The sequence below is a fragment of the Mesorhizobium hunchu genome, assembly GCF_040081975.1.
GTDB classification, from domain to species: Bacteria; Pseudomonadota; Alphaproteobacteria; order Rhizobiales; family Rhizobiaceae; genus Mesorhizobium; species Mesorhizobium hunchu.
The window spans coordinates 297961-316392 of sequence record NZ_JBEBMG010000003.1 but is presented as its reverse complement, the minus strand read 5'-3'; the positions used below and the strand labels follow the sequence as shown (position 1 = coordinate 316392).

The 18432-nt window shown below is 63.8% G+C and carries 16 protein-coding genes; 6 read left to right on the top strand and 10 right to left on the bottom strand.

Features of this window, described 5'->3' with window-relative positions; translation table 11 throughout:
* Positions 1-198: 198 nt before the first annotated feature.
* The 5 genes from ABMA46_RS08295 to ABMA46_RS08275 all read right to left on the bottom strand — a co-directional run bounded on the left by ABMA46_RS08295 (position 199) and on the right by ABMA46_RS08275 (position 6558).
* Positions 199-1710 carry an aldehyde dehydrogenase family protein gene (locus ABMA46_RS08295; RefSeq protein WP_348998856.1) on the bottom strand — a complete coding sequence of 504 codons (1512 nt, stop codon included), beginning with the start codon at positions 1708-1710 and terminating at the stop codon, positions 199-201.
* Positions 1711-1783: 73 nt separating this feature from the next.
* On the bottom strand, positions 1784-2557 hold the full coding sequence (locus ABMA46_RS08290; RefSeq protein WP_348998855.1) for an enoyl-CoA hydratase/isomerase family protein: 774 nt from the start codon (positions 2555-2557) through the stop codon (positions 1784-1786).
* 137 nt (positions 2558-2694) lie between these two features.
* Positions 2695-4278 carry an acyl CoA:acetate/3-ketoacid CoA transferase gene (locus ABMA46_RS08285; protein ID WP_348998854.1) on the bottom strand — a complete coding sequence of 528 codons (1584 nt, stop codon included), beginning with the start codon at positions 4276-4278 and terminating at the stop codon, positions 2695-2697.
* 235 nt (positions 4279-4513) lie between these two features.
* Positions 4514-5518: a Gfo/Idh/MocA family protein gene (locus ABMA46_RS08280; protein ID WP_348998853.1), complete on the bottom strand. Its 1005-nt coding sequence runs from the start codon at positions 5516-5518 to the stop codon at positions 4514-4516.
* Positions 5515-6558 (bottom strand): LacI family DNA-binding transcriptional regulator, encoded by a 1044-nt coding sequence (locus tag ABMA46_RS08275; RefSeq protein WP_348998852.1) that lies wholly within the window; start codon positions 6556-6558, stop codon positions 5515-5517. The genes ABMA46_RS08280 and ABMA46_RS08275 overlap by 4 nt, the downstream gene beginning before the upstream one ends.
* Positions 6559-6768: 210 nt before the next feature.
* Here ABMA46_RS08275 and ABMA46_RS08270 point away from each other — a divergent pair, with 210 nt between their 5' ends.
* Positions 6769-7923 carry a dihydrodipicolinate synthase family protein gene (locus ABMA46_RS08270; RefSeq protein ID WP_348998851.1) on the top strand — a complete coding sequence of 385 codons (1155 nt, stop codon included), beginning with the start codon at positions 6769-6771 and terminating at the stop codon, positions 7921-7923.
* A gap of 103 nt (positions 7924-8026) precedes the next feature.
* On the opposite strand, the gene ABMA46_RS08265 is transcribed toward ABMA46_RS08270, so the two are convergent.
* A complete protein-coding gene (locus ABMA46_RS08265) occupies positions 8027-8155 on the bottom strand; it encodes a hypothetical protein (protein WP_348998850.1) in 129 nt (42 codons plus the stop codon).
* A gap of 590 nt (positions 8156-8745) precedes the next feature.
* A complete protein-coding gene (locus ABMA46_RS08260) occupies positions 8746-9849 on the bottom strand; it encodes a saccharopine dehydrogenase family protein (protein ID WP_348998849.1) in 1104 nt (367 codons plus the stop codon).
* Positions 9850-9982: 133 nt separating this feature from the next.
* Here ABMA46_RS08260 and ABMA46_RS08255 point away from each other — a divergent pair, with 133 nt between their 5' ends.
* Entirely contained in the window at positions 9983-10414 is a 432-nt protein-coding gene (locus ABMA46_RS08255) for an Lrp/AsnC family transcriptional regulator (RefSeq protein ID WP_348998848.1), read from the top strand.
* Between the two features lie 95 nt (positions 10415-10509).
* On the opposite strand, the gene ABMA46_RS08250 is transcribed toward ABMA46_RS08255, so the two are convergent.
* From ABMA46_RS08250 to ABMA46_RS08240, 3 genes are read right to left on the bottom strand one after another with little or no spacing between them, the layout of a single operon-like run.
* Entirely contained in the window at positions 10510-11331 is an 822-nt protein-coding gene (locus ABMA46_RS08250; RefSeq protein WP_348998847.1) for a transporter substrate-binding domain-containing protein, read from the bottom strand.
* A 54-nt stretch (positions 11332-11385) separates the two neighbouring features.
* Positions 11386-12036, bottom strand: coding sequence for an amino acid ABC transporter permease (locus ABMA46_RS08245; RefSeq protein WP_348998846.1), 651 nt, complete (start codon positions 12034-12036; stop codon positions 11386-11388).
* A 9-nt stretch (positions 12037-12045) separates the two neighbouring features.
* Entirely contained in the window at positions 12046-12717 is a 672-nt protein-coding gene (locus ABMA46_RS08240; protein ID WP_348998845.1) for an amino acid ABC transporter permease, read from the bottom strand.
* 449 nt (positions 12718-13166) lie between these two features.
* Here ABMA46_RS08240 and ABMA46_RS08235 point away from each other — a divergent pair, with 449 nt between their 5' ends.
* The 4 genes from ABMA46_RS08235 (at position 13167) to ABMA46_RS08220 (ending at position 18428) form a co-directional block, all read left to right on the top strand.
* Positions 13167-13850, top strand: coding sequence for an outer membrane protein (locus tag ABMA46_RS08235; protein WP_348998844.1), 684 nt, complete (start codon positions 13167-13169; stop codon positions 13848-13850).
* Positions 13851-14953: 1103 nt separating this feature from the next.
* Entirely contained in the window at positions 14954-15994 is a 1041-nt protein-coding gene (locus ABMA46_RS08230; protein ID WP_348998843.1) for a hypothetical protein, read from the top strand.
* Positions 15995-16354: 360 nt separating this feature from the next.
* The gene (locus tag ABMA46_RS08225; protein WP_348998842.1) at positions 16355-17434 is read left to right on the top strand and encodes a hypothetical protein; all 1080 of its coding nucleotides are present in this window, start codon (positions 16355-16357) and stop codon (positions 17432-17434) included.
* Positions 17427-18428, top strand: a complete 1002-nt coding sequence (locus ABMA46_RS08220; protein ID WP_348998841.1) for a tyrosine-type recombinase/integrase — start codon at positions 17427-17429, stop codon at positions 18426-18428. Before ABMA46_RS08225 ends, ABMA46_RS08220 begins: the two co-directional genes overlap by 8 nt.
* Positions 18429-18432 lie beyond the last annotated feature (4 nt).

The window sequence follows — 18432 nt, the reverse complement described above, 5'->3', positions numbered from 1 at the left end:
ACCGGACGCGGTGACTTTGGAGCAAGGCGGGTCGAGCGTTCGAGACAGGGCGCGCGTCGCATGGCAGCCTCATTTGCCCGCCTCGCAAAAAGCCGCTAGATCGCCGTGCGTCTTTTCAGACGCACAAAGGACGATCTAGCACTTTGATTGAGCATCGGAATATTCCGAAAACCGGATTCCACTTTTCGGTCCGATGCTCTAGCCGACCCACCAGGCGGTGCGCCGCCCGCTGTGGAACTGGATGGTCTTTTCCTCGGTATAATCCTCGACGGCGCGCTTGCCCAATTCGCGGCCGAGGCCGGACTGCTTGTAGCCGCCGAAGGGAAGCTCGGGATACCCCTCCATGAAGGTGTTGACCCACACGGTGCCGGAGCGCGCCCCGCGCGAGACGGTCATGCAGGTGTCGATGTCGGCGCTCCAGACACCGGCCGACAGGCCGTAGGGCGTGTCATTGGCGATCTGGACGGCCTGCTCGACCGTGTCGAAGGTGAGCACGGAGAGTACGGGCCCGAACACTTCCTCGCGGGCAATCGCCATGTCCGGGCGCACGCCAGAGACGATCGTCGGGTCGAGATACTGGCCGGCGTTGGCGGGAAGGCCGGCGCCGCCGGCCGCGATCGTCGCCCCCTCGCTCGTGGCCGCGTCCACGTAGCCCGACACCTTGGCGAGGTGGTCCGTCGAGATCATGGCGCCGACCCTGGTGGCGTCGTCGAGCGGATCGCCCACCTTGACCTTGGCGGTCAGCCTCTTGACGGCAGCAAGGAAGTCGTCGGCGATATTCTCGTGGACGATAAGGCGGGAGCCGGCATTGCAGCATTCGCCGGCGTTGAAGAAGCCGCCGAACACGGCCGCGTCGGCGGCTGCCTCGAGGTCGGCATCGGGAAAAACGATCTGGCCGTTCTTGCCGCCAAGCTCCATCGATACTTTCTTGAGCGATGGCGCGGCGGCGGCCATCGTGAGCTTACCGACGCGGGTGGAGCCGGTGAACGACACCATCTCGACCAGCGGGTGCGCGACCATCGGCGCACCGACGTCGGCTCCTAGGCCGGCCAGCACGTTGACGACGCCCTCCGGCAATCCGGCTTCCAGCAGAAGGTCGCCGAGCAGGAAGGTCGAGGCGGAGGTCATCTCGGAGGGCTTGACGACCGCCGTGCAGCCGGCGGCCAGCGCGAAGGGCAGCTTCTGGCTGACGATGAGGAAGGGAAAATTCCACGGCGTGATGATGGAGACGACGCCGACCGGCTCGCGGATGACGACGCCCAGCATCGGATCACCGAGATTGGCGTAGGATTCGCCGGAAAGCGTGCGGGCCAGCGCGGCCGCGTAGCGCCAGATGTCGACCGCGCCGGCAATCTCGCCCCGCGCCTGAGCGATCGGCTTGCCCGATTCCAGCGCGTCGAGGCGGGCGATGTCCTCGAGGCGCGCCTCGATGAGATCGGCGGTCTTGAGAAGGACGGCGGCGCGTTCGGACGCCTTCATGCGCGGCCACGGGCCGGCCTCGAACGCCTTGTGCGCGGCCTGCACGGCTGCCTCGACGTCGGCCTCGCCGGCCTGCGCATAGCGAGAGACGGCAAAGCCGTGACCGGGCGAACGGCGCTCGATGGTGCGGCCGTCCCCGGCCTCGACATGCCTGCCGCCGATCAGCAGACGATAGGTTTTGGGCGCGGCCGAGGCCTCGGCTGGCATGGCGATCCGAAGGGGTGCGTTCATGTGATTTCCTCGCCGCGATTGTGCAGGCCGGCAGGCCGGAGGGGAGTGCCGTCGCGCCAAAACATGTCTTTGCTCATGATCTCGAAAACCGCGCCGGCCGTTTCTCGTGGAAAGCCTCGGCGCCGGCCTTGAGGTCGGCCGTCAATGCGATGAAGCCGCTGGCGAGCGCCTCGGTCGCGGCCGCGCTTTCCTCGCCTTCGGCGACGGCGATCATCAGCTTGGCCGCCTCGGTGGCGAGCGGCCCGCGCGCGGCGATCCTTTCGCCCCATGCCTTGGCTTCGGCGAAGGCTGTGCCGGTCTGCACGACGCGGTCGACGATGCCGAGCGGCAGCGCTTCAGGTGCCGTGAAGATCTCGCCGCCGAGCGCCATGCGTCGCACCGCCTGCGCGCCGAAGCGGCGCACGGCGCGCTGTGTGCCGGACCAGCCGGGCACCACGCCAATGGAGGTTTCGGGAAAGCCGAGTTTTATCTGATGCTCGGCGATGCGGAAGTCGCAGGCGGCGGCCAGTTCCAGCCCGCCGCCGAGCGCGTGGCCGGACAGCACGGCGATGGTCGGCTGGCGCAGTTGCGCCAGGCGGCCGAAGACGCGGTGGCCGTAGCGCACCCACTGGTGCTGGAAATCGGCCGCGCTCATGGCCGCCCATGCCTCGATGTCGCCGCCGGCACAGAACCCCTTGCCTTCGCCGCAGACCAGCACGACGCGGACGTCGGCCGCCATTTCAGCCTCGTCCAGTGCGGTCTCCAGCGCGCGCAGCATGGGGATGTCGAGCGCGTTGAATTTTTCGGGTCGGTGCAGGATGATGGTGCCGACGGCGCCGTCCTGTTCGAAGGTGACGAGGTCAGGCATAGCTAGCCTCATATGTCGGTGGGAATGAACCCCCACCCCTAACCCCTCCCCGCAAGGGGCAGGGGGACTTGGCACGCGGCAGTTCCCCCTCCCCGCAAGGGGGAGGGGTTAGGGGTGGGGGTATCATGGCGATGATCTCAGCCATGATCGCCTCCGAGCTCCAACCCGATCGGCGCCTCATGGTAGAGCGCCGCCGGCGTCATCTTGAGATCCTTCGCCACCGCCAGCGGAATCTCCGCCTGCGCCAGCACGTCGCGTTCGAGGTCGATGCCGGGGGCGATCTCCGTCACCAGCAGTCCGTCCGGCGTCAGCTTCATCGCGCAGCGCTCGGTGACGTAGGTGATGTCCTGTCCCTGCGCGACGGCGCGCCGGCCGGAGAAGGAAACGTGCTCGACCTCGCCAACCACCTTTTTCACCTTGCCTTCCTTGTCGATACGCACCGCGCCGTCGACGACGGAAAGCCTGGCGCCGGCATTGAAGAAGCCGGAAAAGACGATTTTCTTTGCCCGCGCGGTAATGTCGACGAAGCCGCCGCAGCCGGCCGTCACATGCGGACGGACAGAGAGCTTCGAGACGTTGACCGAGCCGTTGCGGTCGATCTGCAGGAAGGAGAGCAGCGAGGCGTCGAAGCCGCCGGCTTGAAAGTAGGTGAACTGGTGCGGCGAGGGCATGATCGCCTCGGCGTTGGAGGCGCAGCCGAACTTGAAGTCGAGCAGCGGCACGCCGCCGACCGCGCCCTGTTCGATCACCCACGTCACCTTGCCGTGCTGGCCTTCCTCCAGAAGGATGCGCGGCACGTTGGCGGAGATGCCGAAGCCGATGTTGACGGCCCAGCCGTTCGCCAGTTCCATCGCGATGCGGCGCGCGATCACCTTCTGGATGTCGAAGGCGGGCGTGCGGAAGGTGGAAAGCGGCCGGAAGATTTCGCCCGAGATGGCCGGATCGTAGGGCGTCTGCGTGGTCTGCAACTGGTCGGGATCGACGACGATGTGGTCGACCAGAACGCCCGGCACCCGCACGTCGTGCGGCTTCAAGGTGCCGTTCTCGACCACGCGCTTGACCTGTGCGACGACGATGCCGCCATTGGTGCGGGCGGCCATGGCCTGCTCCAGCGCGCCGAGATAGGCGCCCTCGTGCTCATAGGTCAGGTTGCCGCGTTCGTCGGCGCTGGTGGCGCGGATGATGGAGATTTGCGGCGCGATCGCCGGGAAATAAAGCCATTCCTCGCCGTCGAACTGTTCGATGCGCACGATCGGGTCGGACGCCGCCGCATTCATGGCGCAGCCCTGCTGGCGCGGATCGACGAACGTGTCGAGGCCGACCTTGGTCAGCACGCCCGGCCGCTTGGCGGCGGCTTCGCGGTGCATGTCGAACAGGATGCCGGAAGGGACGTTGTAGGCCGCGACCTTGTTCTCGCCGATCATCCGCCAGATCTGCGGCGGTTCGGCCGAGGAGGGACCGGAGGGATAGGAGCCACACAGCGTCTTCTTCAGCAGGCCGGGCTTGGCCAGATGGTCGATGCCCTTGATGCCCCACATGTCGCCGGCGGCGATGGGGTGCAGCGTGGTCAGGTCGCGCGGATGACCCTCCGCCTCGAAGCGCGCGCCGATGGCGGCGAGCACCGCGTCCGGACAGCCGAGGCCGGAGGAGGAGGAGACGGAGACGATGGCGCCGTCGGGGATGAGGTTTGCTGCTTCAGTGGCGGTGATAAGCTTGGTCATGCGTAGGCCTCAGTCGTTCCTTCTCCCCTTGATGGGAGGGCAATCGCATAGGGCGCCGCACCCCCACCTCTATCCCCTCCCCACACGGGGGAGGGGGACTTGGCGGCGGTGCAACGACCCGCCAACGTCTGCATTCTTGGACGAGACGGCCATGTCAGCGTCTCCCTCCCCCTTGTGGGGAGGGGACAGGGGTGGGGGTGCGCGAGGGTCGGGATCGAAGAAGCGGTCATATCCGTCAAATCCCCGGCTCGATCTTCACCGCCGACCTCGTTCGCGCCGATTCCAGCGCCGCTTCCGCGCAGGCGAGCGACCAGACGCCGTCTTCGCCTGTCGCCGCCGGGCGGCCTTCGCCATGGATTGCGGCATGAAAGGCGCGCAGCGCGCGCGTGTAGAGATCCTCGCGGTCGAAAGTAAGTTCCTCCTCGCCCGCCGCCGTGCGCAACACGACCGTACCGGCCGGCTTCTGCGTCATCACGTCCTTCGCGAACAGCGAGCCCTCGGTGCCATGCACCTCGAAACCGGTGCCGGCGTATTTCGTGGTGAAGCCCTCGTGGCTCTGGGCTATGACGCCGGACTTGAAGCGCCAGACGCACATGGCGCCGCCCTCCAGCCCGCCGCCGGCCATGCCGGCCGACTGGGTGAAAGCGGCAATCTCCACCGGGTCGTCGTCCAGCACGAAGCGCAACGTGTCGGCATCGTGCACGGTGATGTCGAGCACCACGCCGCCGCCGGCTTCCGGCCTGGCGATGCGCCAACCTTGCAGGTTTTCGGGCAGGTAGACGGAGTGAAAGACACGGGCGGCGATCGGCTTGCCGATCCGGCCGGCGGCAATCGCCTCGCGCATGGCGCGGTGGGCGCCGGCGTTCCTCAGATGATGGTTCGTGCCGATGACCACACCTGCCTCCCGGCAGGCCTCGACGATCCGGCGCGCGTCGGCCGTGGTCAGCGTCAGGGGCTTCTCGCACAGCACATGCTTGCCGGCCTTCGCTGCCGCCAGCGCCTGTTCGAGATGCAATTCGTTTGTGGTGGAGATGTAGACGGCGTCGATATCGGCGGCGAGCAGGTCCGGCAGCGTGGAGAAGGCGGCCCGAATGCCGTTCTCCTTCGCATAGGCGGCTGCGCGCTCGGGGCTCGAACTCATCACCGCCGCGACCTCGCCGTCCCGCTGGTTGCGGATGGCGTCGATCATGAACTGCCTGGCGATCGTGCTCGCGCCGATCAGGCCCCAGCGAACGGTCATGCGAAGGTTCCTTCCATTTCGGGCCGATACGGCCCGCAGCTTTCGCGCACCATCAGCGAGACCGAGCCGATATGGTCCTCGGCGCGGGTGGTGCGCGACTGGATCATCTTCAGCACCGCGTGTGCGGCGCGTTCGCCCAGGCCCGCCGGATCCACCGCGATGCTGGTGAGCGCGGGCATATAGTGCTGCGCCTCGTCGACGTCGTCGAAGCCGACCACGGCGAAATCCCTGCCGGCTTCCAGCCCGTGCCGGCGCAGGCCCAGCATGGCGCCGAAGGCGACCGCGTCGTTGAAGCAGAGCGCTGCGGTCGGCGACATGTCGCCGGTCAACGCCATGTCGAGGCAGGCCATGCCGCCCTTGCGGTTGGTCTCGCTCTCAAAGACCTGGATGTCGGCCTCGCCGATGCCCGCCTCGCAGCAGGCCTCGCGAAACCCTTCGAGGCGCTCGTGACGGACGACGAGGTCGGCCGAGCCGCCGAAGAAGGCGAGACGGCGATGGCCCTTGCCGATCAGGTGCCGGGCGGCCAGGAAGGCGCCGCGATGGTTGTCCGGCGCGACGACGGGGATGCGGCTCTCGGGCAGCCGCCGCATGGCGAAGACGACCGGCACGCCGGCGGTCTCGACGCGGCGGAAGGCGTCGGGGCGCGTGCCGCGCGCCGGCGACACGATCAGGCCGGCGACACCCTGCTCGAGCATGGATTTCAGCACTTCTTCCTGGCGTATCGGGTTTTCTGCCGTGTTGGCGATGAAGGGCACGACGCCGGCCGACTGGAAGGCACGCTCCATGCCGACGGCCAGTTCGGCATAGAAGGGATTGGTCAGGTCGTTGACCACCATGCCGATGACGTTGGATTGCGCCTTGCGCAAATTGGCGGCGCCGCGGTTGTAGACGTAGCCGACATCCTCGATGGCCTTGCGCACCTTGCCGGCGGTGTCTGGGCGGATCAGGCCGCTGCCCTGCAGGACCAGCGAGACGGTCGACTTCGATACGCCCGCGGCGCGGGCGATATCGAGGATCGTCGTCTTCGGCCGGCTGGCCATCCGCAGCGTCTCCTTGGTATGAATTTTATTGGAACGTTCTAAATCACGCTTTCGACTGGTCGTCAAGGCATGCGCCAACTGTCGCCATGAATGCCGTTATGGCAGAGCACGCCGATGGATACTCGAGGAACTTCCGTCGATATGGCGCGTACTCGACTGGTCTTGATTTATTGGAACGTTCCATTTATCGAGAAATTTGGAGGACGTGTCATGGATATGGAACTGCCCGAAGCCGATGGCTCGCGACGCCGCTATGCGCTTGTCGGGAAGGCGGTCGAGCCGCCTGATAAGGCGTCCTTCCCGCGCATTGCCTATGCGGCGGCCCATGTGGTCGCCGATCCGCTGGCGATGACCGATCCTTGGTCGCGGCCGGCAGTGGACTGGGACCGGACCATGGCCTTCCGCCGCCATCTGTGGCGGCACGGCTTCCGCATCGCCGAGGCGATGGATACCTCGCAGCGCGGCATGGGCTTCGACTGGCAGAGCGCGAAGGAATTGATCCGCCGCTCGATCGCCGAGGCGCGGGCTGTCGAAGGGGCGGAGCTCGCCTCCGGCGCGGGCACCGACCAGCTCGCTGCCGCCGGTGCGCGTTCCCTCGACGACGTAATCTCGGCTTACGAGGAACAGTTCGGCTTCATCGAAGGGCAGGGCGGCCGGGCCATCATGATGGCGAGCCGGGCGCTGGCGCGCGTGGCGAGAGGCGCCGACGACTATGCGCATGTCTACGAGCGCATCCTGTCGCAGTCCTCCGGCAAGGTGATCCTGCACTGGCTGGGCGACATGTTCGATCCGGCCCTCAAGGGATATTGGGGTTCCGACGATTTCGGCGGCGCGCTGAAAACGGTGGTCGGCATCATCGAGCGGCATGCCGACAAGGTCGAGGGGATCAAGATCTCGCTGCTCGACGCGGACAAGGAGATCGCGCTACGCGCCCGCCTGCCCGACGGTGTCCTCATGTTCACCGGCGACGACTTCAACTATCCGGGCCTGATCGCCGGCGACGGCGAGCGGCACTCGCACGCGCTGCTCGGCATCTTCGACGCGATCGCGCCCGTCGCCGCGGCCGCCTTGGCGAAACTGGCGGCAGGCGACCGCGCCGGCTACGACGCGCTGATGGCGCCGACCGTGCCGCTGTCGCGGAAAATCTTCGAGGCGCCGACGGAATACTACAAGGCAGGAATCGTCTTCATGGCGTGGCTCAACGGCCATCAGGATCACGTCGCCATGATCGGCGGCATGCAGTCGGCGCGCGGCATCTTGCACTATGCCGATATATTCCGGCTGGCGGACAAGGCCGGACTGCTGGCCGATCCCGAGCTTGCGGTCAGCCGGATGCGGAGCCTTTGCGCGACGATGGGCGTCTGAGCGGCCGTCAGGCGGTTGTCTCTGGCGCGAAATCGCGAGAGCAATGCGCTCGGAATCGGATTGCCCCTGCCTCGGAAGCGAGGCAGGGGCGGCAGGCCAGGGGTCAGAAGAACTCCTTGTAGGCAAGCGCGGCTCCGAGGATGATCACCACGAGGGCGATCATCGCAACGTTGCCGACCCATGCCGATTTGATGACGACGTGGTCCCGGTTGTCGGGTTCGTTGTTGTCCATGACATATGTCCTCAAGGCCCGCACGCGACAGGAGCGCGGTGCGGGCTGACTATCTGAAAATGCGGTGGATGCGTTCAGACAGGCCGAGGCGGCGCCCGTGCGTCGAAAAGACGGACAAGCCGATGATGGGTTTTCGGGCGGCCGGTTCGAGGAACCCGGGTATCGAGGCCCGGTGTTCGAAGCCGGAGCGTAGCGGGAATAAGACCCGTATGGCCGGCCTCATCGGCGGAGCCGTGGCGATCGGCAGTTCGAGACCATTCGAGCCTAGCGCGAAGGTCGACAAAATAGGCGCTTGCCAGATCCCGCTGGAGGATGGTCGAGCCGAACGGGCTGAACGTCCGGGCGGTCGGGTATTTCAAGCGCGACCTCGGCTCTTGCCGGAGCGAAGGCGAGCAGGACGGCGAAGACCAGCCATGCGAGGCCGATCGACCGGATGACGGCGTCGCAGCGCCCGGCCGCCCGGCCGGGCTTTATCTCGTCTCGGTGTTCGATCCTCTCGGACATCCAGCACTGATGCCCGTGATGGCGCCCGAAAACAAGTGTCCGGGCGGATGGCGACCTTTTAGTACGTCATCTGAGAGGAAAGAGGCTCAGCCGGCGGATTTCAGGCGTGTCGTCTCCGGCGCGTAGAAGCGGCCGAAGCGGTTGTCGAGGAAGTCGGCCAGCGCTATCTCTTCCTGCCGCACGAAACCCTTGCCGGGCAGCTTGCCCCCGGCCAGCAGGTCGAGGACGGCGGCGATGCCGGCGGCGGTGGTGATCTGGATGGCGCTCATCATCCTGCCGGCCACCGGCGCGGCATAGATCTTGTTGGCGTAGGTTTCCTGCATGTAGCGGCCCTCGCGCCAGCCGCAGACGGTGACGAAGATCACCACGACGTCCTGCATGGTGGCGGGCAGGGCGTTCTCGAACAGGTCCTTCAGCACGTCGCGGCGGTTTTTCAGGTTGAGGTCGTTGAGCAGTGCCTTGATGATCGCCTGATGGCCGGGATAGCGGATGGTGCGGTAGTTCATGGTGCGCACCTTGCCTTCCAGCGTCTTGGCCAGGGTGCCCAGGCCGCCGGAGGTGTTGAACGCCTCGTAGGTGACGCCGTCGAGCGAGAACTCCTCGCGCTCCTCCATCGCGGGCACGGTCACCAGCCTGCCTTCGACGACGGCCTCGCAGGGCTCGATATATTCGTTGATGAGGCCGTCGGTGCTCCAGGTGAGGTTGTAGTTCAGGGCGTTCGACGGATATTGCGGCAGCGCGCCGACGCGCATGCGCACGCTGTCGAGCGTGTCGAAGCGTTTGGCGAGGTCATTGGCGACGATCGAGATGAAGCCCGGCGCCAGCCCGCACTGGGGGATGAAGGCGCTATCCGCGCCTGCCGCGAGGTGTTCCACCTTCTTGGTCGTGGCGACGTCCTCGGTGAGGTCGAGATAATGCGTTCCCGCTTCGAGCGCCGCTTCGGCGATGGCGCCGGTCAGGTTGAAAGGCGCCGCCGACAGCACGGCGAATTTTCCCCTGAGCGCCGCGACGAGGCTGGCGTGGTCGGCAATGTCGAGCGCCAGCGTGCTGATGGCCGCGTGCTTGTCGATCTTGGCGAGTTGCGCCTCGGCGCGGTCCGCGACGACGACCGCGTAATCTCCCGTCTGCGCGAGCATGAGCGCGATCGCGCCGCCGATCTTGCCCGCACCTACCACCATCACCGTTTTCATGTCGCGACCCTCTTCGAACGCCAAGCTGTGAGGATAGCGCTACAGAGGAAAGATTCGTAGCGACGAAAAGCGCAATTCGGAGTATTCAATTACTCAAAATGCCAATCTTGTTGTCCAAAACGACGGTAATGGAATGCAGATCACCCAGAAAGACCGCGAACTCCTGGCGCTGCTGGCGGAGAATGCCAGGACGCCGGTGGCGAGCCTAGCCAAGCGGTTGTCGCTGTCGCGCACCACGGTGCAGGCGCGGCTGGACCGGCTGGAGCGGGAGGGCGTCATCACCGGCTACGGCGTCCGCCTGTCGGACGCCTATCAATCCGGCCTTGTCCGCGCCCACATCCTGATCACGATCGCGCCCAAGGCGCTGCCTCAGGTCACAGCGGCGCTGGAGCGGATACGCGCGGTCACGGCGCTGCACTCCGTCAGCGGCTCGTTCGACCTGATCGCGATGATCGCGGCGCCATCCATTTCCGAACTCGACGTTTTCATCGACGAGATCGGCGCGCTGGACGGCGTGGAGCGAACGCTGTCGTCCATCATTCTTTCGACGCGGATCGCCCGCTGACAGGCTGATCGGGCGAGGTCGGCTTCGCGTTGTTCTCCGAAATCGCCGATGGAAGCGGCCTGCCGTCGGAACCGGACAGGCCGCTTCCGGAACCGTCAGATCTTCGGCATCGGCGGCAGCTGGTCGAGCGGAACACCGAACCAGCGTTCGTTGATCTTGGAAAGCTCACCGTTCTTGACGATCTCGGCGATGAAGGTGTTCGCGTATTCCTGCAGCGCGGTGTCGGACTTCCGGAACGCCATGCCGTTGGCCTGAGCCTTGAGCGTTATCTTCGGCTCGATCTCCATGCTCGCATAATCTTTGCTGAGCTGCGCCAATATGGTGTTGGAGGCCCCGAGCGCCTGTACCTGCCCGGAAATGAGCGCCTGCAGCGCGGTGGCGTCGTCGTCGAAGCGCTTGATCTGTGTTCCTTCCGGCGCGATCGCCGTGATGGCGGTGTCCTGCGTGGAGGCACGCGCCACGCCGATGCTGACGGACTTCAGGTCTTCTGCGCCTTTTATGGTCAGGCTCTTCGGGGCCAGCACATAGATCGTCAGCGCGGAATAGGGATCGGAGAACAACACCTGCTTGGCCCGCTCCGCGGTGATGCCGAAGGTGGCGATCAGCACGTCGATCTTGTTGGTCAGGAGGTAGGGTATGCGGTTGGGACCGGTGACGGGAACCAGCTCCAGCTTCACCCCGAGCGCTTTCGCCATCAGCGCGGCGACATCGGCGTCGTAACCGGCGGGCTGCTGATTGGCGTCGGTGCCCCCGAACGGCGGATAGTCGACCAGAACGCCGACGCGCAACGTGCCGTTTTTCTTGATTTCGTCCGGCGTTGCGGCGTTCGCCACGTGCATTCCCAGAATCGCCGTGGCCGTGCCGGCGGCCATGAGCGTTGCGAACCCGCGCCGCGTGATCGAGTTGAAGGTGGTCATAAGGCGTTTCTCCCGAGTATTTGTTCAATCGCTTCGCGGTCGTGTGTCGCCGCTTCAGCGCCGGGCCACGGCGAGCCGGCGCTCCATGCGCCTGCTGTAGACCGACAGCGGCCAGCAAACGATAAAATACACCAGCGCCACAAGCCCAAAAATCGTGAAGGGATGAAAGGTGGCGTTGTTGACGACCTGGGCGGCGCGCGTCAGTTCGACGAAACCGATGATCGAGGCGAGCGAAGTTCCCTTGATGAGCTGCACCAGGAAGCCGACGGTCGGAGGAATGGCGATCCGCACTGCCTGCGGTGCGATGACCAGCGCCATCTTGGGCCAGTAGCGCAGGCCCAGCGCCGTCGCCGCTTCCGCTTGGCCCGGCGGAACGACCTCGATGGCGCCGCGCCAGATTTCGCCGAGGAAGGCGCTGGCGTGAAGCGAGAGGCCGATCGCTGCCGCCGTCCAGGGATCGACCGAGACGCCGAAGATGCCCGGCGCGAAAAAAGCCAGGAAGAGCTGCATGAGAAGCGGCGTTCCCTGGAAGACCTTGATGTAGCCGGCGGCGAGCATCCGCAGCCATCGAAACTCCCCCGTGCGCGCCAACGCGACGAGCGCGCCGCCGATCGAACCGCCGATGAAGGCGATGACCGACAAAAGCAGCGTCCAGCGGACGGCGCCGATAATGTAGAAAATGTCACCCGATCCAAGTTCGCGCATGGCCGCCTCCTATCGCTTCGCCGGCGTGCGCAGCCATGTTCTTTCGATGGCGCCGAACACGCTCCAGAAGAACAGGGACATGACGAAATACATGCAGGTGATGACGAAATAGACCTCGAACGAGCGGAACGTGCGGGACTGGATATCGCCGGCGGCGGCCGTCAGTTCGGTGGCGGCGATGGCGGAGCAGACGCTGGAGTTGAGAAGCAGCAGGATGAACTGGCTGGTCAGCGAGGGATAGATCGCCTGGATCGCCGGCTTGAGCACGATGAGGCGGAAGATCTGCAGCGGTTTCAGCCCCAGCGCCCGGCCGGCCTCGATCTGGCCCTTGCTGATGCTTTCGATGCCGGCGCGGATGATCTCTATGCCATAGGCGCCGACATTGACCACCAGCGCCACCACGGCCGCCGTATTGGAGGAAAGGCGGATGCCGAGCGACGGCAGGCCGAAGAAGATCATGAAGATCTGGATGAGGAAGGGCGTGTTGCGGATCAGTTCGATATAGGCGTCGATGATGACGGCGAGCCATCTGGGGCCGGACGTCTTGCCGAGCGCGCCGGCGACAGCGACGACCATGCCTATGGCCATGGCAACGCCGGAAAGCACGAGCGTGTTCAGGGCTCCGTGCACCAGTTCCGGCCAGGCGGCGAAGACGTCGGCGAAATCGAATTCGTAGCTCATGGCCGGCACCTGCGGGCAAGCCCGCTCCACAGATCGTCCATCGCCGTTCCTCCTCCCATGCCCTCGGCGCCCAGTATGGCGGCGCGCATAAGAAATCGGAAGGGCGGCTGTGCCGCTCCCCCGGCAAAACACATAACTTTCACGCACTGCCGGGGAGACGCTCGAAAGCCGGTGCCGGCAGGGGCAGGCCGCCGCGAGGCGGCTTCTTGTCGCGATCACTCGGGACCATCAGCCGATTGAAGATCTTTCAACAGGGCTGGGCGACAGCCAAGATATTGAAAACTATGGAAACCGGATTGGTGGGAGAAGGGATTGAACCTGTGACGCCTACGATGGGCTCTCGCTGTAAGTGAATTGCCTCGCAACTAAACTCGAATGTTGCATTTGTAGCACAGACAAAAGCCCCGAGTGCATGATACTCATGCGTCAACTCAAGCGGGGTCTATTCTATGAAGAAGCAAATACTGATTTCTTCGGCAATGCTTTTCGCCCTTGGTTCATCGGCCTATGCGGCTGATGCGGTCGCAGAATTGCCGATCGCTTCCTACAATTGGTCCGGTGCCTATGTTGGCGTTGTCGGCGGCGTCAATTTCCTCAAGGGTGACGTGACAATCCCTGCATACACGCCCCCGGATTACGATGGTGACAGCACATCCGGTTCGATCGGTGGCCAGGTCGGTTATCTCTACCAGTTTCCGAACGACTTCGTTATCGGTGCTGAAGCTCGCCTGGTCGCAGTCTTCAATAAACATCGGGATGCCACAGGCGCTGGTGTTGCCGGTGATGAGGTATTTCAGACCAAGGCGGACTGGCAGGGAGACATTGTTGCGAAAGCCGGTTACGCGATGGGTAATTTCTTGCCCTACATCAAGGGTGGTGTCGCATTTTTGCACCTGAATGATACCGGTTACTCCGACTCGACAGGATCTATCCTGCTCGATCATACCTACACCGGTTGGACTGTCGGCTTTGGTGCTGACTATGCAATCAACGACAAGTGGTTCGTCGGCATCGACTACGCTTACGCCCACTACAACAGCCATGATTTTGCCGATGATTCTGCGGCGCTGGGGCCGTCCATCGTGAAGCCGAGCACGCATACCGTCTCGCTGAGCCTCAACTATCGGTTCTGAATGAACTCCAGTGTAATTACCGCCCGCTCCGGTTCGCCGGGGCGGGCTTTTCGTTTGTCTGGACCCGGCCTCTATCCTCTCTGCATGTCGAAACGCATGTACGTCAGGTCATCGGGAGCCGGGTGGAACTACCTCGTCCAAGACGGCGAGGAATTCCTTGGCCCGTTCCCTTCGATAGCGTCCGCCTTCAAAGCCGTTTTGGATCGTGGCGGAAGGGTTCATCTCGCATGGGAGCGAACGGTTATTGCCGGGTCTTCGAGACAGAAGGACTTCACCGCAAAATTCGAGAACGAGGAAGCCGGACGCGTCTATGCCGAAACCAGCGGTATGTCGGAGGGGCTATGGAAAGCGTTCCCCGGAGGCCGCAATCCAGAGAACGGTAGACAGGGCGGTGGGACGCAACTGGTTGACACTCGGGACGAAGCAGTAGCCTTATCGAGCGGCGCTATACCGAACTGATGGCAGGGGTTGATCCGAAGCCAGTGCCGAACGCCTACGCGAAGGCCGAGAGCAGTCAGTAGCCAGTCCACGGCCGACCGGTGCTCCAGATCGCGTAGCCGACCATATAGAGCAGCACGATCGAAAGCAGGACATTGACGACTTAGAGGGAACGTCGCATTTTGCCGCCTTCAAGGTTCGCTGAACCTGCTGGCCACTTCGTAAAATCGAACCTCTAAAGGCTGCAACCCTTGCGGGCCTTGGGTTCGGATGGTGGGCGTGACAGGGATTGAACCTGTGACCCCTACGATGTCAACGCTACGCCACCCCCCTAAAAACAAACGGAAAATCTCTCTGGCGTGATCAGGCGTCATCGCACGAAATCAACGATTTCCGGAGGATAATCAGGCGCTACGTGTCACTTACGTGTCACCTGCCATTCCCTCGGTCTCCACCACGCCGCACTCAGGCTGGCTGCGAGGAGTTGGGCTACAGGATACACCGGACCGTGTTCTCCGACTTTCTGGCTCCCCTCTGCTGGCCCTAGAATGACAACGCCACCGCCCTCGGCAAAGGGCAGTGGCGGAACTATCGGATGCTCGACCAAGAGCGGTATTATTATACCGCATGACGCATCCGACTTCAAGCGAAGGAGGAAATGCACCATGGAAACGACCCCCGGATTTTCTCAGCCAGCCGGACATGAGAAAGCAGCCCAAAAACCCGGAGAACCGCTGGTTTCAGCCCCTGCCACCTTGGTAGATGTCAGCCTCACAAGCAAACCAATAAAGTCCGTCCCGGCCAGTGAGAAAACGCTCGACACCACGCATAACGGGTTCCCATACGCCAAGTCTCTGACTGTCGATGACATCGCCTATATAAAGACAGGTTCTGCGCTTCGTGACCGATACTGCGCCGAAGCCAATTCGCACAGGAACATGAAGCAGCGTGCAGACCAACAGGGGAAGGTTGTCTCCCCAGCAATCTCCGACTTCAGTGATTTTCTTCTGCTGATAGGCCCCATGCCGCAGCCGGGCATGACCCTCGATAGGATCGACAACAACGATCCCGAATACGCACCCGGAAAGGTCCGGTGGGCGACGAAAAAGGTTCAGAACAACAATAAAAGCGACACCCGCGTTTACACGCTCTCCAACGGCATGAAATTCACAGCCTCCCAGCTTGCGGAGCATTTCGGGCTGACGGCGGATGCCATCCGTAAGCGCAGTGATCGCGGATGGACCGATGAGGAGGTCATTCTCGGTCGCCGGGTGAAGATCATCGAACCCGCCAAAAAACAGAAATCCTCAGGCTACATCCCCGAGCCGTCCAACAAGTTCCCCGCCGGTCTGTATGATCGTGAACAACTCGCGCAGCTCAATCGTGGCGAAACGCGCCTGTCAGACATCCGAGCTATCCAGTTCCATCGCCAAGCGCACGACCAGCAGGGCTATCGCGAACAATTTGGCGAGGAGTTCATTATGATGACCTACGAGGAAATGCAGGAGCACCCGGAACTGGCCGTGATCACCCCCGAACAGCAAGAGCGGCATTTCCTGAGACGTTGGCCTGTCTATCGCCCGCATACCGTCTATGAAAACCTTACCCCTGCGCAACGCGGCTTCGTCGCTCGCGTCGATCCCGAATGGGCTACGAAAATGCGGGCCAAGCTGGATGCTAAGACCGCGATGGCTGATCTCCTGTAGTCGCTACGCCGTTCTGCAACGTCGGTTCCGGCACTGGTCTCTGTAATGTCGTTGCTTATGCATTTGCGACATCGACGACATGACTAGGATCGTGCTCCAGAAGGGAGGTTAAACCTTATATGTTTCGGGATGTTGGCCGGTTCGACAACCTGCATGCAAGGCTGCTGAAAAAACATGCTCTCCAGCCTCTTACATGCAGGGACATCCGCGCAAGTCTCTGCGATTTTCTGGTTAACCATCATGCGCCATAGTCCGGTCGCCGGAGCCGTATAGTTCGACATTGCAAGGCCAGTCGCCCAGCTTCTTTCAAGGGCAGTGGTTTCTGGCCGCGCCTCCCTTCCGAAACAAGGGAGACTGCCCATGCCGCAACTATCGCTCTTTGATGCCGCCGCGCCGATCATCGAACGGCTGTCCGGTCAACGCCATCAGCATCGGCCCGCGCCGCTTGCCATCCCGATTTTCAGCGCCCTTGCGCTCCTGCAAAAAAGCGTGCGCAGAAACGAAGCCGCCTTCGCGCTGTCCGCCGCCTCGACCCTGCTCGACCAGTCGCCCGACCGCCTGTTTCGCCGTCTCGCTGCGATAAGTGTGGAAGATAGCGGCCTCGCCAACCTGCCGTTGGTCGAGTTCGCCGTTTCGAGTAGCGCCAGCCGGACGTTTCGCAAGCGCCTCGGTGGTGACTGGCCGGTTGCTGCCGCGCTCGTTACCGCCCTGTGCCGCTCGGAAAAAGATCGCTCGGCGGACGACGCCTATATCGTCGCCAAAAACCACATAGAGTTGGCCGACCTTCGAGCCTCGCTCGGAAAGCTGACCGCGCCGGAGCTGGTCGAGCTGCTTCGCGACCGCCGCGCCACGTTCACGCGGGCGATTGCTGCGTGGCGTGCGGCGGGAGCAGATTGGAACGAGCGGGGCAGCCCTGTCGGCAAAGCCATCCCGAAACTGGTCTTCGCTACGCTTGGAGAAACCGGCACCAGCGCCGCGACTGTCTCGCTGGCCTCTCGTGCGTTCACCCAGACCCGTGAAGCCTTGGCCCCGGTTCTCGCGGTGCTGGAGCCGCTGCGCCCCTCCGGCGTTCTCGACACCGTGGACGATGAGCTGCCGCCGACGATGCTCGGAGATGACGGTTTACCGCTCTGGCGTCACGACAAATTCAGCCACGCCGGTATCGCCGCCATCAAGACCCTGCTGGGTCGCCCCTGCGAGTTCAGCCGCTGGGTCCGCGATCATATCGAACCCCGGAAGCGTCTGCGCTTTGCGGGCGAGGCCCTGTTTCGCGTGGAGAGCGGCTTGACCCTTCGCCGCGTGCAGTATCCCGCCGCGCAAACCCTTCGCCGACTGGCCGATGAAAACTTTCACGGATTGCGCCTCACGGACCCACGAAAGCCGCTGGAGCTGCTGCGCAACGATCTTCCCCTGTTGAATGAGGTCCGCCACCATGTCTGACCGCGCCCTGACCCTGACTAGCGGAAACGAACACTTACCACTCGCCAACCAGTTGAAATCAAACAATTTTATTAAAAATGAAATCAATTTCACACGCCAGTCCGACGACCTGCTGGGCCGCTATCTCGCCGCCAGCCTCGCGCCCGAAACCCGTCGCGGCTATGAAAATGACGTGTCGGCGTTCATCCGCTGGGGCGGCTCGCTACCTGCATCGCCCGAGGCTGTGGCGCGCTTCATCGCGGAACATGCCGAGCGCCTGTCAGTCGCCACGCTGAAACGCCGCCTCGCTGCCATCGCCAAGCACCACAACATGCATGGCCTTCCCGATCCCGTCGCCAGCCCGCTGGTCGCCGATGTGCTCCGTGGGATAAAGCGGTTGCACGGCAAGCCCCAACGTCAGGCCGCGCCGATCCTGAAATCCGACCTGTCCGCCATCGTCGCCGCCATCCCCGGCGACAGCCTCCGTGGGCTTCGTGACCGTGCCGTGCTGGCTCTCGGTCACGCGGGCGCGTTCAGGCGAGGTGATCTTGTTGGGCTACTGGTTTCCGATCTACGCCCGGTCGAAAATGGCTTTGCCGTTCTGGTCCGGCGCGGCAAGTCCGATCAGTTCGGGCAGGGCCGCACCGTGTTGATTGAACGCGCCGATGGCCCCACCTGTCCCGTCGAAGCCGTGTCTGCATGGTTGCGCGCCTCCGGCATCGCGGACGGTTTCCTGCTGCGCTCCATCGACCGCCACGGAAATCTCTCGGTTAACGCCCTGTCCAGCCAAACGGTGGCACTGGTGGTGAAGCAGCGCGCGAAGGCGGCGGGTTTCGATCCGGTCCGTCTCAGCGCGCACAGTCTTAGGCGGGGCTACATAACCGGCGCGGCCATCGAAGGCGTCTCGCCGTGGCGCATCAAAGCCCAGAGCGGACATCGCACGGATACTATGCTGGGTCGTTATATCAGTCAGGCGCATCTGGTCGCGGGCACGGCGACAACCGTCACGCCGTAACGGC

Excerpts from the sequence above, each read along its gene's own strand:
- ABMA46_RS08275 (WP_348998852.1), bottom strand. The coding sequence starts at position 6,558 with ATGGCCAGCCGGCCGAAGACGACGATCCTCGATATCGCCCGCGCCGCG.
- ABMA46_RS08280 (WP_348998853.1), bottom strand. The coding sequence starts at position 5,518 with ATGACCGTTCGCTGGGGCCTGATCGGCGCGAGCACGATCGCCAGGCAG.
- ABMA46_RS08270 (WP_348998851.1), top strand. The coding sequence starts at position 6,769 with ATGGATATGGAACTGCCCGAAGCCGATGGCTCGCGACGCCGCTATGCG.
- ABMA46_RS08230 (WP_348998843.1), top strand. The coding sequence starts at position 14,954 with ATGGAAACGACCCCCGGATTTTCTCAGCCAGCCGGACATGAGAAAGCA.
- ABMA46_RS08290 (WP_348998855.1), bottom strand. The coding sequence starts at position 2,557 with ATGCCTGACCTCGTCACCTTCGAACAGGACGGCGCCGTCGGCACCATC.
- ABMA46_RS08245 (WP_348998846.1), bottom strand. The coding sequence starts at position 12,036 with ATGCGCGAACTTGGATCGGGTGACATTTTCTACATTATCGGCGCCGTC.
- ABMA46_RS08255 (WP_348998848.1), top strand. The coding sequence starts at position 9,983 with ATGCAGATCACCCAGAAAGACCGCGAACTCCTGGCGCTGCTGGCGGAG.
- ABMA46_RS08295 (WP_348998856.1), bottom strand. The coding sequence starts at position 1,710 with ATGAACGCACCCCTTCGGATCGCCATGCCAGCCGAGGCCTCGGCCGCG.
- ABMA46_RS08250 (WP_348998847.1), bottom strand. The coding sequence starts at position 11,331 with ATGACCACCTTCAACTCGATCACGCGGCGCGGGTTCGCAACGCTCATG.
- ABMA46_RS08220 (WP_348998841.1), top strand. The coding sequence starts at position 17,427 with ATGTCTGACCGCGCCCTGACCCTGACTAGCGGAAACGAACACTTACCA.
- ABMA46_RS08260 (WP_348998849.1), bottom strand. The coding sequence starts at position 9,849 with ATGAAAACGGTGATGGTGGTAGGTGCGGGCAAGATCGGCGGCGCGATC.
- ABMA46_RS08225 (WP_348998842.1), top strand. The coding sequence starts at position 16,355 with ATGCCGCAACTATCGCTCTTTGATGCCGCCGCGCCGATCATCGAACGG.
- ABMA46_RS08285 (WP_348998854.1), bottom strand. The coding sequence starts at position 4,278 with ATGACCAAGCTTATCACCGCCACTGAAGCAGCAAACCTCATCCCCGAC.
- ABMA46_RS08265 (WP_348998850.1), bottom strand. The coding sequence starts at position 8,155 with ATGGACAACAACGAACCCGACAACCGGGACCACGTCGTCATCAAATCG.
- ABMA46_RS08235 (WP_348998844.1), top strand. The coding sequence starts at position 13,167 with ATGAAGAAGCAAATACTGATTTCTTCGGCAATGCTTTTCGCCCTTGGT.
- ABMA46_RS08240 (WP_348998845.1), bottom strand. The coding sequence starts at position 12,717 with ATGAGCTACGAATTCGATTTCGCCGACGTCTTCGCCGCCTGGCCGGAA.